Here is a 14,864-nt window from a genome sequence, read left to right on the forward strand (position 1 = left end):
TAGCGGTGAAGCTCTAAGGGATGAGGACGGTCGTGCCCGTCGTCTTGCGGGCTTCGAGATCGGCTTGCGCCTTTGCCGCCTCCTTCAGCGCGTAGCGCTGGTTGATCTTGATCTCGACGGCGCCGCTCTTGACCACGTCGAAAAGCGCTTCGGCCGACTTCACCAGATCCTCGCGCTTGGCGTTGTAGACGAACAGCGTCGGCCGGGTCGCATAGATCGAGCCTTTCTGTGCCAGCAGCGACATGGAGAAAGGCGGGATCGGTCCGGACGACTGGCCGAAGCTGACGAACATGCCGAGCGGCCGCAGGCAGTCGAGCGATGCCGGAAAGGTGTCGGCGCCGACGGAATCGTAGACGACGTCGCATTTCTTCCCGCCGGTCAGTGCGGCGACGCCGGTGACGAAATCCTGCTCCTTGTAGTTGATGACGTGGTCGAAGCCATGCGCCCGGGCAAGCTCGATCTTGTCGGCGGAGCTCGCGGTGCCGATCACGGTCGCGCCGAGATGCTTTGCCCATTGGCCGAGGATGAGGCCCACGCCGCCGGCCGCCGCGTGGTAGAGAACCGTGTCGCCGGCCTTCACCGGGAAGGTGCGGCGCAAGAGATATTCCGCCGTCATGCCTTTCAGCATCATCGCCGCCGCCTGCTCGTCGCTGATGCCGTCCGGCACTTTTACCACACGGTCGGCGGCGATCACCCGTTGTTCGGCATAAGCGCCGATATTGACGGCATAGGCGATGCGGTCGCCTGGCTTCAGCCAGTCGACGCCGGTACCGAGCGCCAGCACGACGCCCGCCGCCTCGCCGCCCGGGATCAGCGGAAAGCCGCCGGGTGGCGGGTAAAGCCCCGAGCGGTAATAGACGTCGATGAAGTTGAGGCCGATCGCCGTGTGCCGGATCAGGATCTGGCCTTCTCCCGGCTGGCCGGGATCGGCATTTTCATAAGCCAGGACTTCGGGGCCGCCATTGGCGTGGATGCGGATTGCCTTGGACATTGCTGAACTCTCTGAAGGGTACACAATCTGGAACATGATTCCGAAAGGGAGCACCGATTTTTCGGAAGCTCATGCGCCGATGGACAGTTAGGCCAGGATGACCATTCGACCAGAAATATCCTGATCCAGGATCAGGGCTTCTTGGCGCCCAGATTGGGGAACATCTGCATGACGCCCCCGATGCAGGCGAGATAGAGGCCGGTGATGGTGATGCCGATCTTGGTGAAGTCGCTGACCTGCTCACCCAGCACGCCGATCTTGTTGTAGAAGCTGGCTAGCGCGGCCTGCGCCAGCGCCAGCGCGCCGAAGGCGCACCACAAAAGCGTGATGCCGAGATTGACCGGCCTCAGCCGCACGACGCGCACCGGATGGATGAAGTTGATCGGCAGGAAAGTCAAAATGCCGGCGACCACCACCACGGCGAAAGACACCCATTGCCCGGGCTCGATGACGAAGAGCGTGAACACCACCATGTTCCACACGACCGGGAACCCCTTGAAGAAGTTCTCCTTCGTCTTCATGCCGGTGTCGGCATAATAGATCGCGCTGGAGACGACGATGATGGCCGCCGACAGGAAGGACAGGTTCTCGCCCATGAAGCCGCGCTGATAGAGCGCGAAGGCCGGAATGAGCACGTAAGTGACGTAGTCGATGATGTTGTCGAGGAGCTCGCCCGACCAAGTCGGCAGGATTTCCTTGACCTCGAGCTTCCTGGCGATCGGGCCGTCGATGCCGTCCACGAACAGCGCCAGTCCAAGCCACCAGAACATCGCCGTCCAGCGCTCCTCGCTCGCCGCCACCAGCGACAGGAACGCAAGGAACGATCCCGACGCGGTGAGAAGATGGACGGAGAACGCGCGCGCCTGCGGCCACGTCACCTTCTTCTTCGGCAACGGGATCCGTTCCGCGATCTTCTTGGCTGCCTTGCCGGCCCTTGTGTTCTTGCTCACGGTCCCCGCCAGTCCAGCTTGCAAATTTCGGCCGAGCGGCCGGCGAAATTCCAGTTGCGGCCGAAGGCGCGCATCTTGCTCTTGTCGGACTTCGCGACGATGATCTCCGGCGCGATCCAATATTCGGAATTGGTGATCACCGTATCCTTCTCGCGGTCCTTGCCTGGGATAGGCGTCACCGCGCCGTCGATGATTTTCGGTATCTGGAAGACGCGTGTCTTGTCGCGCGTCTCGTAGGCGATCGGCACCTGCTCGACCCCGAGGAATTTCCCGACGAGGATCGACAGCAGCGAGGTGGTGCCGCCGGCCTTGCCGGTGAAGATCTTGGTCAGCGCCTTCACCGCGTAGATCGAGGCGCGCTTGTCGATGAACAGGCCTGCCGTCCAGTTGCCGCGGCTCATATAACCGGGAATTTCCATGATCAGGCCGAGATTGAGGCCGGAAAGGTCGACCTCGCCGAAATGGCCCGCGTCGATCCGGAAACCCGCCCAGGTCTGGCAATAGCCCTCGGTCGGCGGATGGCTGCCCAGCGACAGCACGCAGGGACAGAAAACCGTGCAATTGCAGGAGAGTACCAGCTCCCCTTTCATTGCCCAGCTTTGGTCGGTCATCGAATTCTCCCCTTACGCCGAAACTAATAGCAGGGCTGCCGCCCACACAAGCAGTATCGCACCGGCAATCCGGCTGGCCACCCTGCCGGCGGTCTGTTTTTCGATCAGGGTGAACAGTCCGATCAGCGCCATCCAGAAGACGTTCATGGCGCCGACGGCAAACATCACCAGCATCAGCGCCCAGCAGCAACCGAGGCACCAGACGCCCTGCTCCAATCCCAAACGGAAGATGCGGCCCGGTTTCGCGCTCCAGTTGGCGAAGAGGATCGAGAACGGGTTGCGGCATTTTTCCAGGCATGCCCGTTTCACGCCGCTGAATTGATAAAGGGCCGCGATAAGCAGCGCCGCGGCGCCGGCAAGGCCAACGGCCGGATCGAGCATCCGGCCGGAACCGGCGAAGGCGTAGACCGCGAGCATCAGCATCGTGAAACCCACGGATGCGGCAAGCCATGTGCTGAGATATCCGGCGACAAGCACCAGCGGATGAACGGCGGGTTCGCCCTTGATCCTCGCCGTGTCGGCGATTTCGCAATAGGTGCGGATCAACGGCGCCGCCGATGGCAGCATCGCCGCCACGGCCATCAGGAACCACATCAGCACAAGCGCCGACGCCTGTTGGACGGTCGGGTCTGCGAGCGGCGCCGGCGCGAGACACAGAGCAAAGAACCGGTCGAGAAAATCCGGCAAAGGCAGGCTCGGCAGGTTTTTCAGCAGCATGTCGCCGGGCGCGCCGGCAGGGCGGCTTTCGGCGCCGCGGATCGCCATTGCGCCGAGAAGGAACCAGGCGAAGGCGATACCGATGCCGATCGTGAGCATGACCGCGAGGCGCGGGCTGCGCGCGACGCCCGCCGTCGCGCGGCCGGCGGGGTCGAGATGGCTGAAATCATGCTGCTCGCCGCTCATGGCATTCGAATGGGCTGAATCGCCGCGTTGATCAAGCCGGCTGATCTGACCTATATCCGGGATAAAGGCCCGACGGGTCGCCTCTCATTGTGGAAGGCTGGCGTGGAGCGCAACGACAAAGCCCGCATCCTGGTTGCCGGCAGCGGTCCGGCCGGCTTGATCGCGGCGCTCGGCTTTGCTGGGGCCGGCTTCGACGTCACGTTGGTCGGCCCCGAGGCCAACACCTCCGACGGCCGCACCACGGCCCTCATGAATCCGGCGCTGAAGGTCCTTGAACGGCTGGGCGTCCTTGCCGAACTGAAGACGCAGGCCGCGCCGCTCAAGGCGATGCGTATCGTCGACGCCACAAGGCGGCTGATCCGCAGCCCAACGGTGACCTTCCGCGCCGGCGAGATCGGCGAGGAACAGTTCGGCCTCAATTTGCCGAACAACGCTCTTATCCCCATCCTCGCCAGGGCCGTTTCAGCTCATGAGGGCATTCATTGGCTGAAATCCACCGTCACGTCCTGGAGCCTTGATGCCGAGCAGGCCCATGCAAGGCTGGCCGACGGAAGCGAAATCTCGGCCGCGCTAGCGGTCGCCGCGGATGGGCGCCTGTCTCTGGCGCGCGAAGCCGCCGGCATTCGCGCCTCCGCGCGGCCTTATCCGCAGTCGGCGCTTGTCCTCAATTTCGGCCATCGCAGCGAGCATGGCTTCGTCTCGACCGAATTCCACACCGAAACGGGGCCGTTCACGCAGGTACCGCTGCCCGGCAGGCGCTCCAGCCTTGTCTGGGTGGTGAAGCCGGAGACGGCGCAGGAGCTTGCGGCGCTCGACGATGCGGCCTTGTCGGCGCGTGTCGAGGAGCAGATGCAGTCGATGCTTGGCCGTGTCTCCGTCGAGCCGGGTCGCCAGGTCTATCCGTTGTCGGCGGCCTCGCCCGGCCGCTTCGCGCAAAACCGCGTGGCGCTGGTCGGCGAAGCAGCGCATGTGTTTCCGCCGATCGGCGCCCAAGGCCTCAACCTCGGCATCAGGGATATCGAAGATCTGATTGGAATCGCGAGTGAAAACAGCACCGATCCTGGATCGCGCCGGGCCCTCGCCGCATATGACACGAGGCGCCGACCCGACATATGGGCGCGCAGCGGCGCGGTGAATCTGCTCAACATGTCGCTCTTGTCCGACATGCTGCCGGCGCAGCTGGCACGCAGCGCCGGCCTCAATGCGCTGGGCAGCTTCGCCCCGCTGCGAGCCTTCTTCATGCGCGAGGGGCTGCGGCCGGGCAGCGGCTTTCGCGCCATTGCCGGCGGCTTGCGCAAACCGGCCGAGCATTAGAAGCCGATCAGCGCCTCCTTCCACGCCACGCGCGAAACCTTACGCGTAGCCCATCCGTAGCTTGCAACATGGAGTGCGGCTATTGAATTGCGGCAGCGCCTGCGCCAAATAGGCCCAAGCCGAAAGTCGGGGTCGATTTTTGGCGGCGTGACGTGTAAATTCAAGGTCTTAGGCGCCTTGCGCGCAGCCACAAATGGCGCCTCGGAACCTAAGTGGTGAGCGTGATGAAAACGGCCAAGTTCTCGATCGGGCAGGTGGTTCGCCACAGGCTGTTTCCGTTCCGCGGCGTGATCTTCGACGTCGATCCCGAATTCGCCAACACCGAGGAATGGTACGAGGCCATTCCCGCCGACGTCCGTCCGCGCAAGGACCAGCCTTTCTATCATCTTCTGGCGGAGAATTCTGAGACCGAATACATCGCCTATGTATCCGAGCAGAACCTGCTCGAGGACCGGTCGGGCGAGCCGGTGCGGCATCCGCAGATCGGCGAGATGTTCGACAAGCTGCCGGACGGCCGCTACGAGCCGAAGCGCCAGTCGAAGCACTGAGCCGCAAAAGCACGCCACGCAGGGCACCGTTTCACGGAAACGGTGGAGTGCCCTATCTCCTTGTTTTTACGCAATTCCGGACGGAAAGCCGCTCGCACTTTTCCTGGAAGTGCTCCACGCGCGCACAGCGCGTCGACAACAAAAAAGCGGGGCGAATCGCCCCGCTTTTGTTTCCAGAGCATGCTCCGGCGATCAGTTCGCGGTCTTGGCCTTGTCCTGCTCGTCCTTGAGCTTCTTGGCGAAGTCCTGGTTGTTCTTGGCGACGAAGTCCTGCAGCTTCTTCTGCCGGTCCTCGATGTCCGACTGCTGCAGCGGCGGGCCATCATAGGCGCCGCTGAAACCGGTGAGCGCGATCTTGATCGGGTTCGGCTGGTTCTGGAAGTTGATCGAGGTGAGCGTGATGCCCTGCCCCTTCTTGAAGGAAGCGACGAGCTGGTCGCTCAGCGGCACTTCCGCCACGCAGCGATCCGGGAAGCAGATCACATAATCGAGCTTCTGCGCCTTGCCGGAATCGATCTGGAGCGCGATGCCCGGAGGAACCAGGCGGCCGGTCGGGACCGTGACCTGGAAGACCTTGCGGTTCACCTTGCCCTTGAGCTCGATCAGGCTGACGCCGGTGACGAGCTGGCCGTTGCCTGCGGTGACGATGTTCTGCACATTGCAGATGTCGACGTCTTCCTGCTTGGTGCAAGCCTTGAACCAGCCCTGAGGAATCTGCGGCTGCTGTTGGGCCGAGGCGGTGAAAAGCCCGGCGCCCAGAACGCCGACCACGCCTGCGGCCAGCACCGAAAGGCGGTACGCGTTGATCGTCATATGGTGCACTTTCCTCTCAAATGATCCCGGGGACCGGCTTCTTCGTGCCGTGTGGTCCAGCTACCTGTTGCCCAAATGAGGCAACAGGATGACTTCGGAGCGCGTGTTACACTGCCAGCGGCGCCGAATCCAGCCCGGTTTCCGCGATTTCTTCCCGGTTTGATGTCCGTGGGGAAGAGTGCGATCGGCGATGGAGCGGCTGAACCCGATTCCCGTTGGTGCGCCGATTCAATCGGCTGGCGAAATGCTCTACGGTGCGTGGCGAATCACAAAGCCGCCCGGCAAGGAGACGGTCATGGACCGCGTTCTCGTTCGGCTGATCGCCGCGACGTCGTTTCTGGCCCTTTCGCTCCTTCCGGCGCAGTCGGAGCCGAAGCACGGCATCGCCATGCAGGGCGAGCCGGCGCTGCCGCCCGACTACAAGCATTTCGACTACGTCAATCCGGACGCGCCGAAAGGCGGAAGCGTCACCTATTGCGTCGTCGGCTCCTTCGATAATCTCAACCCCTTCATCCTGAAAAGCCTGCGCACCACGGCGCGCGGCATGATCGATACGGTTTACGGCAATCTCGTCTTCGAGCCGCTGATGCAGCGCAACTATGACGAGCCTTTCAGCCTCTACGGGCTGCTGGCCGACAGCGCCGACATGGATCCGGATCGCAAGACCATCGAGTTCCATCTCAACCCCGACGCAAAATGGTCGGACGGCCAGCCGGTGACGCCGGAGGACGTGCTGTTCACCTACGACGTCTTCGCCGAGAAGGGCCGCCCGCCTTATAGCGACCGCATGAGCATGATCGCCAAGCTGGAGAAGACCGGCGAGCACAGCGTGAAGTTCACCTTCAACGACAAGGCCAACCGCGAATTCCCGCTGATCGTCGCGCTGACGCCTATCGTTCCGAAGCACGCCTTCAACAAGGACACCTTCGACAAGACCACGCTGAAGCCGCTGATCGGCAGCGGCCCCTACACCGTGGACAAGGTGCTGCCGGGGCAGCGTATCGTCTTCAAGCGGAATCCGCATTACTGGGGTAAGGACGTTCCGTCGAAACGCGGCTTCGACAATTTCGACCAGGTCACCATCGAGTATTTTCTCAACGCCAACGCCAAGACGGAAGCGTTCAAGAAAGGCATATGCGCCCTCGACGACGAGACCGATCCGGTCAAGCGCGAGCGCGACATCGACTTTCCGGCGTTCCAAAGGGGCGATGTGAAGGAAGAATATTTCAACACCGGCATTCCGCCGGTGGTGACCGGCTTCCTGTTCAACACCCGGCTGCCGAAGTTCTCGAACCCCGTGGTGCGGCGCGCGCTCGGCATGCTCTATGACTTCGAATGGACGAACAAGAACCTGTTCGGCGGCAAGTTCAACCGCACCATGAGCTATTGGCAGAATTCCGAGCTGTCCGCGCTCGGCCATCCGGCCGACGACCGTGAAAAGGCGCTGCTAGCCCCCTACCCGGGCCGCGTGCCGCCCGACGTGATGGATGGCACCTGGCGTCCACCGGTCACCGATGGTTCGGGCCAGGATCGCAAGGTGCTCAAAGCCGCCTTCGAGCTGCTGAAGAGCGTCGGCTTCCATGTGCAGAACGGCAAGATGCTCGACCCGCAGGGAAACCCTTTCAGCTTCGAGATCCTGACTTCGTCGCAGGATGAAGAGCGGCTGGCGGCCATCTATCAGCGCACGCTGGAAAAGATCGGCATCGACGTCGGCGTCCGCACCCTCGACGGCGACCAGATCCAGTCGCGCAAGCAGCGTTTCGACTTTGAGGTTCTGATCGGTACGAGCGGCTTCAGCAATTCGCTGTCGCCGGGCAGCGAACAAGTTGGCCGCTGGGGATCGGTCGCCGCGAAAACGGAAGGATCGTTCAACCTCGCCGGCGTCGCCGACCCGGCGATCGACGCCGCGATCGACGCGATGCTGAACGCCCGGACCAAGGAAGACTATGTCGCGGCGGTGCGTGTGCTCGACCGGCTGCTGATCTCCGGCAACTACATGGTGCCGATGCAATACAACACGCAGCAATGGCTCGCCTACTGGAGCTATCTGGAACATCCGCAAAAGACCCCCATATTCGGCTATCAACTGCCGACCTGGTGGCGAAAGCCCAACTGACGCCAGAGCAGGATGCCGAAAGTGTGAAGCGGTTTTCGGACGACATCATGCTCCATATCTCTTCGACAGAAAGCCCAACCCAATCGGAACCCAAGAGGAGACGAGCATGAGCGCCGAGAACTCCATCACCGTCGACGTGGTGTCCGATGTCGTTTGTCCCTGGTGCTTCATCGGCCAGAAGCGTTTGGATAAGGCCATTGCCGCGGCGGATGTCGACGTGCATGTCCGCTGGCGGCCGTTCCAGCTCGACCCGACCATCCCTTCGGGAGGCATGGATCGCCGCCAATATATGCTCGGCAAGTTCGGCAGCGAGGAACGCATCCAGCAGATTCACGCACGCATCGAGCCGCTCGGCGAAGCCGAGGGCATCCATTTTGCATTTGGCGCCATCAAGGTCGCCGCCAACACGCTGGACGCTCATCGCGTCATCCGCTGGGCGGGCGCTGCCGGCGAGGACGTGCAGAACCGACTGGTGCGGCGCCTCTTCCAGCTGAATTTCGAGGAAGGCGCCAATATCGGCGACCATGCCGTGCTGGTGAAGGCCGCCGGCGAAGCCGGCATGGATGCATCGGTGGTCGAGACGCTGCTGCCGACCGACGCCGATGTCGGTGCTGTCCGCAACGAGATCGCCACCGCCTCGCGCATGGGCATCACCGGCGTGCCGTGCTTCCTGCTCGAAGGCAAATACGCGGTGATGGGCGCGCAGGATGCCGACACTCTAGCCGACGCGATCCGCCAGGTGGCTCAGGCCAAGGCGCGCGGCGAGTTGGAAACCGTCGCAGGCTGAGCGTTCTTCCACACTGTTCCGGATGGAACGCCGTCACGCACCTTGATTACTGTTACGGAGCAGTTGGCTCGCCGCACACGATCTGGTGAATCGCCCCGAGCACGGCGCTACGCTAAGATCCGTGAGGATTTAGCTGATTTGAGGGGGCACCGAATGGCGGTCAGGCGTCGCGCATTGTTGCTGCTGTGCTTGCCTTTTGCCTTCGGCCTTCCGCTGACATTGCAGCACGTGTCCGCCGAGGAAGCCGTCATGTCGGCGACTTTCGAAGGCAAACCCTGGACTGCGTCCTTTACCCTGGCCCAGACGATGTACATGGCCGGCAGGCCGATGCTGAACCTGTCGGGAACCGAGCAGGGCTCGCCGGCCAAGACCTTCAATTCGATGCTGGTGCTCAGGGATCCGAACGACCTTGCCGGCAGCTATAGGCTCAAGGCCGGGTCCACCGCGAACAGCGCCAATTTCAATATCCTCGATTCCGGCGCCATGGTGGGCCATGTCCGTTTCGCCAGCGGCGAGATCGTCATCGACAAATACGACCCAGCCACAAAGACCATTTCCGGTCATTTCAGCGCTTTGGGAAAAGACGAATCAGGCAAGCCTGGAGAGCTCACGGAGGGCAGATTTTCGGGCATTCCCGTCACCGAGCAGTAGCCATTTCGGCCGATCGGCACCTCTTTTCGTTCACAAACCCGTGTTTTCTGCTTCCCTTGGGGAAGCTTTCAATCGGCTGGCTCAATTGCCCTTAACACGCTGGAATAAAAGCCGAAATCAGCGCACCGATTGGTCTGCCGGCACCGACTCTCTGTTGCCCATGTGCCACGGCGGGTAACCGTGTTCACATTCTCCCGCCAGAAAATTAATGGAAAATGATCAATTGGTGTTACCCTGTGTAACAAAACTAAGAAAGGTTTGGGCGGGATCGTGATTCGCGTCGGTAGACCGCGACGTACAATACCGGAGCCAATATCCAGCGAGGCAAAGACCTCGTCCCTGACGCCGGTATCGTCGATGCGTACATTCTGGGGGCTGATGCGAGCCTACTGGTTTTCCGACCGGTGGAAGGAAGCCTGGACCCTCACCCTCGTTATCGCACTGCTGACGGCGCTGTCCAGCAAGGCCGGTGTCTGGTTTGCCATGGCGCTGGGCGAGCTGGGCAATTCGATCGCCTTCCTGCACGACGCTGCCAATACCCATCCCTTGCAGACCATCCTGACCAATGCCGGCATATTGGTGCTGCTGGTGGTGCTGAAGGATGCCGGCCTTACCGGTGTGCGCAATCTCGTTTCGACGACTTTGCACCGCAAATGGCGGGGCTGGCTGAACAACCAGTTCAACCTGGCCCTGCTCGACGGCAACCATACCCATTTCCATGCGCAGCACGGCTCGGTGGCGGGCGGTATCGTCGCTCCGGACAATATCGACCAGCGCATCCAGGAATCGATCAAGGACATGACCGGCGGCGCCATTGGTCTCGCCATGGGCGTGCTCGGCGTGGCGACGTCGCTCTATTTCATCGGTGAGAACCTGATCGGGTCATCGGTTGAGGTCAAAGGCCTGGAATTCCTGGGCAGCTACGGCACAGCGGTACTGGCTTTCCTTGCCGTCGCCACCTACGTGCCGTTGAACACCTGGATCGCGGTCAAGCTCGGGCGATTGCTCGAGCGGCTCAACGTGCGCATGCAGCAGGCCGAGGGCAGCTACCGCAGCGAGCTGACGACATTCCTGCGCCGCAGCTTCCATGTCGCCGCCTCGCATGGTGAGGGCGTGCAAAAGTCGATGCATGACAGGCTCTATGTCGATATCGACAAGACGTGGGGACGGCTCAACATCGTCAACACCAGCTACACATCGTTCGAGCTGATCTACAATTTTGTCGGTGCCCGTATCGTTGCCTATGCACCGGGGCTCGTGTCGTTCATCCATAACCGCCTCGACTACAAGGGCTACATCACCGGCTCCGAAATGGTCGCCCAGTTGATCAGCCAGTGCTCGTGGTTCATCCATGTGATGCCTGCGATCGCGACGCTGAGGGCCAACAGTCAACGCGTGACCGAACTCGCCGAGGCCATCGAAAACGTCCAGCACCCGCGCGAATTCTATCAGCAGACCGGTCGCTCCGACTTCAGCTACGCCAGCCAGAATCCGGTGTTCGGCCTGACCATCCAGAAGCTCGAACTGGCGCATCAGGGCGAAGATGCGACACCCTTCCTCAGCGCCGCCAATTTGCGCTTCCGCCGCGGCGAGTGGACCTTCCTCAAGGGCGAGTCCGGCTGCGGCAAGACTTCGCTGATCAAGGCGATCAACGGCCTGTGGCCCTACGGCCGCGGCACCATCGTCTTCCCCGAGGGCGTGACGAGTTTCTACGCCGCGCAGGAGATCAAGCTGCAGCAGGTCTCGCTGAAGCAGCTCGTGTGCCTGCCGGGCTCAGAGAGCGATCATAGCGATACGCAGGTTGCGGCCGCCCTGCACAAGGCCGGTCTGGGCGACTTCATCGGCCACTTGGCTGACGAAAGCCGCGAGGGCAAGATCTGGGACCAGGTGCTTTCGGGCGGCCAGAAGCAGAAGCTGGTGGTCGCGCGCATCATCCTGCAGCAGCCGGGACTTCTCTTCCTCGACGAAGCGACTGCCGCGCTCGATCCCGAAGGCAAGATAGCCTTCCACCAGGCGATCAAGGACAATTGCCCGAACGTCACCGTCATCAGCGTCATGCACGAAGCGGTGCCGCCGCGCTCGCTGTCGGGCGAGGAATTCTACCACAGCGTGGTTTCGATCTCCGACGGCGTGGCCACCAAGAAGCCGCTTGCACCCAGCCTGCCGCGCGAGCTCACCACAATTCTCTCCCAGCCTCGGCCGGTCGAGGACAAGTGGCTGCGCTTCCGCCGGCTGAAGCAGAAATAGCAGTCATACCAAGCCTTTGATCGGTGACGGTGCCCCGGCTTGAGCCGGCCTCGATCACAGTCTCGCGATCCGGCCTCCCCGCATTCATTTTAAGCGCCCTTCGCGATTGACTCGGCCAAAACCGCTTCTATGTTGCGCCCGCTCGCCAAATTCAAACTCGAACCCCGCGAGCAGAAAGGTCAATCCGCCATGCCTGGCGACAGTCACAGTCGAACGCAACCGCCGTCCGCCCTGACGTGACCTGATGGCTCACGTCCTGCCGGACGGCAAGGAGTGAGCCATGAACGAATTCGCACCCGTATTGGACGACGAAGCCGTCGCCGTCGCCCGTGTTATTGCCAACGATCACGTCGCCGACGTCGTCGAAGCCCTCAACCACGAGCCCCGCGAGACAGCCATCGAGCTGCTCTGCGCCGTGCCGTTCGAGCGGCTGGTCGAGATCTTCGACCAGCCGGAACTCGAAGCGGCACCCGAGCTTGCCGAGGCCCTGCCGCGCCCGAAGGCAAGCAAGCTCCTGACCGCCATGTCGGTCGACCGCGCGGCCGACATCCTGCGCGAGCTGGACGAACCGGCTCGCTCGGAGCTGCTCGGCGCCTTGGCGCCGCCGTTGCGCGCGACGCTGCTGTCCATCCTGGGTTACCCGGAAGGCAGCGCCGCCTCGATCATGACGACGGAATTCGTCAGCGTGCCTGCGGACTGGACCGTCGGCCGCACGCTCGACTACATCCGCAAGGTCGAGCGCACGCGCGAAACGATCTACGCCATCTACATCGTCGATCCGGACACGCAGCTCCTGCTGCGTTCGACCGGCTTGCGCCGGCTGATCACCGGCAACCCGGAAGATTCGATCCTGTCCGTGGCGCCCGACCGCGCGCCGGTGACGGTGACGCCGCTCACCGATCGCGAGAACCTGGCGCAGACGATCTCCAAATACGACCTGCTCGCTTTGCCTGTCGTCGACCACGGCAGGATCCTCGGCATCGTCACCGTCGACGACATCATCGACACGATGATAGAGGAGACGACCGAGGACGTGCATCGCTTCGGCGGCATGGAAGCGCTGGACGAGCCCTATATGAAGATGGGCTTCCTCGCCATGATCCAGAAGCGCGCCGGCTGGCTCTGCGCGCTGTTCCTCAGCGAGATGCTGACGGCCAACGCCATGCAGAGCTACGAAGGCGAGCTGGAAAAGGCGATCGTGCTGACGTTGTTCATCCCGCTGATCATGAGCTCCGGCGGCAATTCCGGCTCGCAGGCGACGTCGCTCGTCATCCGCGCGCTGGCGCTGCGCGAGATCGGTTTGCGCGACTGGTGGCGGGTGGCGCTGCGCGAACTGCCGACCGGGGTGGTGCTTGGCTCGATCCTCGGCATCGTCGGCATCTGCCGCATCGCGCTCTGGCAGTATTTCGGCTTCTACGACTACGGTCCGCACTGGATGCTGATTGCGGCGACAGTGGGCGCGGCGCTGATCGGCATCGTCACCTTCGGCTCGCTGTCGGGATCGATGCTGCCCTTCGCGCTGAAGCGCATCGGCTTCGATCCGGCAAGCGCCTCGGCGCCGTTCGTCGCCACGCTGGTCGATGTCACCGGGCTGGTGATTTACTTCTCGGTAGCGCTGGTGATCCTTCGCGGCACACTGCTCTAGGCTTGCGGGCATTACCGCCGCCGACACTCAAGCAATGCCAGAAAAGTGCGGAGCGGTTTTCCGTCCGGAATTCCGACGAACAAAGGGATAGAGCGGTTCTTCTAACCGCTCTATCCCGCGGCGGTCCACTTTGTCTCAGACGCCGTATACCGCGTCGCGTACCGCATCCGGAAATGCACCGGCCATGCCGGCGATCGCCGTATTGGTGAGCATCACCACCGTGAGACCTTCCGACGGGTCAACAAACCACGAGTGACCGTAAACTCCGCCCCAGCGCCAGGTCCCGACTGCCTGCGGCGTCTGCGCGGCGGCCGGGTCGCGCAGGACGGCAAATCCCAGCCCCCAGCCCCAGCCGGCCCGTGTCGTCTCGATGCCGACGATGGCGTCGGTCGTCATCGCCCGGACGGTTTCGGGCCGAATGACAGGCCCTCCTCCGGTCCGGATCGTTTCGAGAAATGTCAGCACATCGCCAGCGGTACCGTTCATGCCGGCGCCGCCCGAAGGAAAGGACGCCGGGTTGAAGGCGCGCGCCGGAGCAAACGAGATCAGGCCGTCGCCAAAAGGCACGAGATGATGCTCGCCCATTCTGACAGCGCCGGACGGATCGTCGGCATAGGGAACGGCCAAGCGCTTCTCCTCGCGCACGCCAAAGCGGCTGTCGCTCATGCCGAGTGGTGTAGCAACCAGGCGATCGACGAGATCCGGCAACGAGGTGCCGGCTGCCCTGGCCATCACTTCGCCCAGCACGTCCATCGCCACCGAATAGGCCCAGCCTGTCCCGGGCGCGTAAGCAAGCGGCACCGAAGCGATGCGCGCCAGGTTGTCGGCCATGGACAGCCCCGGTTGGTCCAACCCATCCGATACATGCGAGCGCTCATAGGCGTTGCCGGCAGGCTGGGCGAAGCCATAAGCAAGGCCGGCGGTATGGGTGAGCAACTGCCTCACTGTAATCGTCGGCTCTTCGCCGCCAGGCATCTTCGGGCGGAACTCTGGAATGAACTTGGCGATCGGATCGTCAAGCGCGAATTGGCCGGCCTCGACCAGAGCCAATGCCGCGGCGGCCACGATCGGCTTGGTGACGGAGGACAGCCGGAAGATGGCGTCCTGCATCATCGGCTTGCCCCGTTCGCGGTCGGCAAGGCCGAAGGCGCGGCGGTAGAGCACGGCGCCGTGCTGCGAGACCAGGATCACGCCGCCGACGACGCGCTGCTCCTCCATGGCCGCACCGATGACGCGGTCGATCCGTAGGCCGAAATCGCGGTCGAGCGGAGCGGCGGACAAGGTCGAC

General features: G+C 62.8%; 13 protein-coding genes. 7 read left to right on the top strand and 6 right to left on the bottom strand.

The annotated features are described in order from the left end of the window. Positions 1–13: 13 nt before the first annotated feature. From ACVMIM_RS21035 to ACVMIM_RS21050, 4 genes are all read right to left on the bottom strand, one after another. Positions 14–991, bottom strand: coding sequence for a quinone oxidoreductase family protein (locus ACVMIM_RS21035; protein WP_476114299.1), 978 nt, complete (start codon positions 989–991; stop codon positions 14–16). Positions 992–1,122: 131 nt separating this feature from the next. Further along, a complete protein-coding gene (gene pcsA / locus ACVMIM_RS21040) occupies positions 1,123–1,884 on the bottom strand; it encodes a phosphatidylcholine synthase (protein ID WP_476117320.1) in 762 nt (253 codons plus the stop codon). 53 nt (positions 1,885–1,937) lie between these two features. Then, positions 1,938–2,552 (bottom strand): DUF1326 domain-containing protein, encoded by a 615-nt coding sequence (locus ACVMIM_RS21045; RefSeq protein ID WP_476114300.1) that lies wholly within the window; start codon positions 2,550–2,552, stop codon positions 1,938–1,940. A gap of 12 nt (positions 2,553–2,564) precedes the next feature. Beyond that, positions 2,565–3,455, bottom strand: a complete 891-nt coding sequence (locus ACVMIM_RS21050; protein ID WP_476114301.1) for a DUF2182 domain-containing protein — start codon at positions 3,453–3,455, stop codon at positions 2,565–2,567. A gap of 102 nt (positions 3,456–3,557) precedes the next feature. Between ACVMIM_RS21050 and ACVMIM_RS21055 the strand changes: the two genes are divergently transcribed. Together ACVMIM_RS21055 and hspQ are read left to right on the top strand one after the other, a co-directional pair. Beyond that, a complete protein-coding gene (locus tag ACVMIM_RS21055; protein ID WP_476114303.1) occupies positions 3,558–4,769 on the top strand; it encodes a UbiH/UbiF family hydroxylase in 1,212 nt (403 codons plus the stop codon). Between the two features lie 224 nt (positions 4,770–4,993). Further along, complete coding sequence (gene hspQ, locus ACVMIM_RS21060) at positions 4,994–5,317, top strand: heat shock protein HspQ (protein ID WP_040983419.1); 324 nt, start codon at positions 4,994–4,996, stop codon at positions 5,315–5,317. A gap of 192 nt (positions 5,318–5,509) precedes the next feature. Here the strand turns inward: hspQ and ACVMIM_RS21065 are convergent, their stop codons facing one another. Further along, positions 5,510–6,130 carry an invasion associated locus B family protein gene (locus ACVMIM_RS21065; protein WP_040982846.1) on the bottom strand — a complete coding sequence of 207 codons (621 nt, stop codon included), beginning with the start codon at positions 6,128–6,130 and terminating at the stop codon, positions 5,510–5,512. Between the two features lie 295 nt (positions 6,131–6,425). Here ACVMIM_RS21065 and ACVMIM_RS21070 point away from each other — a divergent pair, with 295 nt between their 5' ends. The 5 genes from ACVMIM_RS21070 (at position 6,426) to mgtE (ending at position 13,576) form a co-directional block, all read left to right on the top strand. Then, positions 6,426–8,246, top strand: a complete 1,821-nt coding sequence (locus tag ACVMIM_RS21070) for an extracellular solute-binding protein (protein ID WP_476114304.1) — start codon at positions 6,426–6,428, stop codon at positions 8,244–8,246. A gap of 106 nt (positions 8,247–8,352) precedes the next feature. Next, complete coding sequence (locus ACVMIM_RS21075; protein ID WP_476114306.1) at positions 8,353–9,033, top strand: DsbA family oxidoreductase; 681 nt, start codon at positions 8,353–8,355, stop codon at positions 9,031–9,033. Between the two features lie 42 nt (positions 9,034–9,075). Next, positions 9,076–9,684, top strand: a complete 609-nt coding sequence (locus tag ACVMIM_RS21080) for a DUF6252 domain-containing protein (RefSeq protein WP_476114308.1) — start codon at positions 9,076–9,078, stop codon at positions 9,682–9,684. Between the two features lie 357 nt (positions 9,685–10,041). Then, the gene (locus ACVMIM_RS21085) at positions 10,042–11,931 is read left to right on the top strand and encodes an ABC transporter ATP-binding protein/permease (protein ID WP_476114309.1); all 1,890 of its coding nucleotides are present in this window, start codon (positions 10,042–10,044) and stop codon (positions 11,929–11,931) included. Between the two features lie 280 nt (positions 11,932–12,211). Continuing rightward, positions 12,212–13,576, top strand: coding sequence for a magnesium transporter (gene mgtE, locus ACVMIM_RS21090; protein ID WP_476114310.1), 1,365 nt, complete (start codon positions 12,212–12,214; stop codon positions 13,574–13,576). A gap of 135 nt (positions 13,577–13,711) precedes the next feature. Here the strand turns inward: mgtE and ACVMIM_RS21095 are convergent, their stop codons facing one another. Continuing rightward, a complete protein-coding gene (locus ACVMIM_RS21095; protein WP_476114312.1) occupies positions 13,712–14,857 on the bottom strand; it encodes a serine hydrolase domain-containing protein in 1,146 nt (381 codons plus the stop codon). Positions 14,858–14,864 lie beyond the last annotated feature (7 nt).

The organism is Mesorhizobium sp. USDA 4413 (assembly GCF_056280365.1).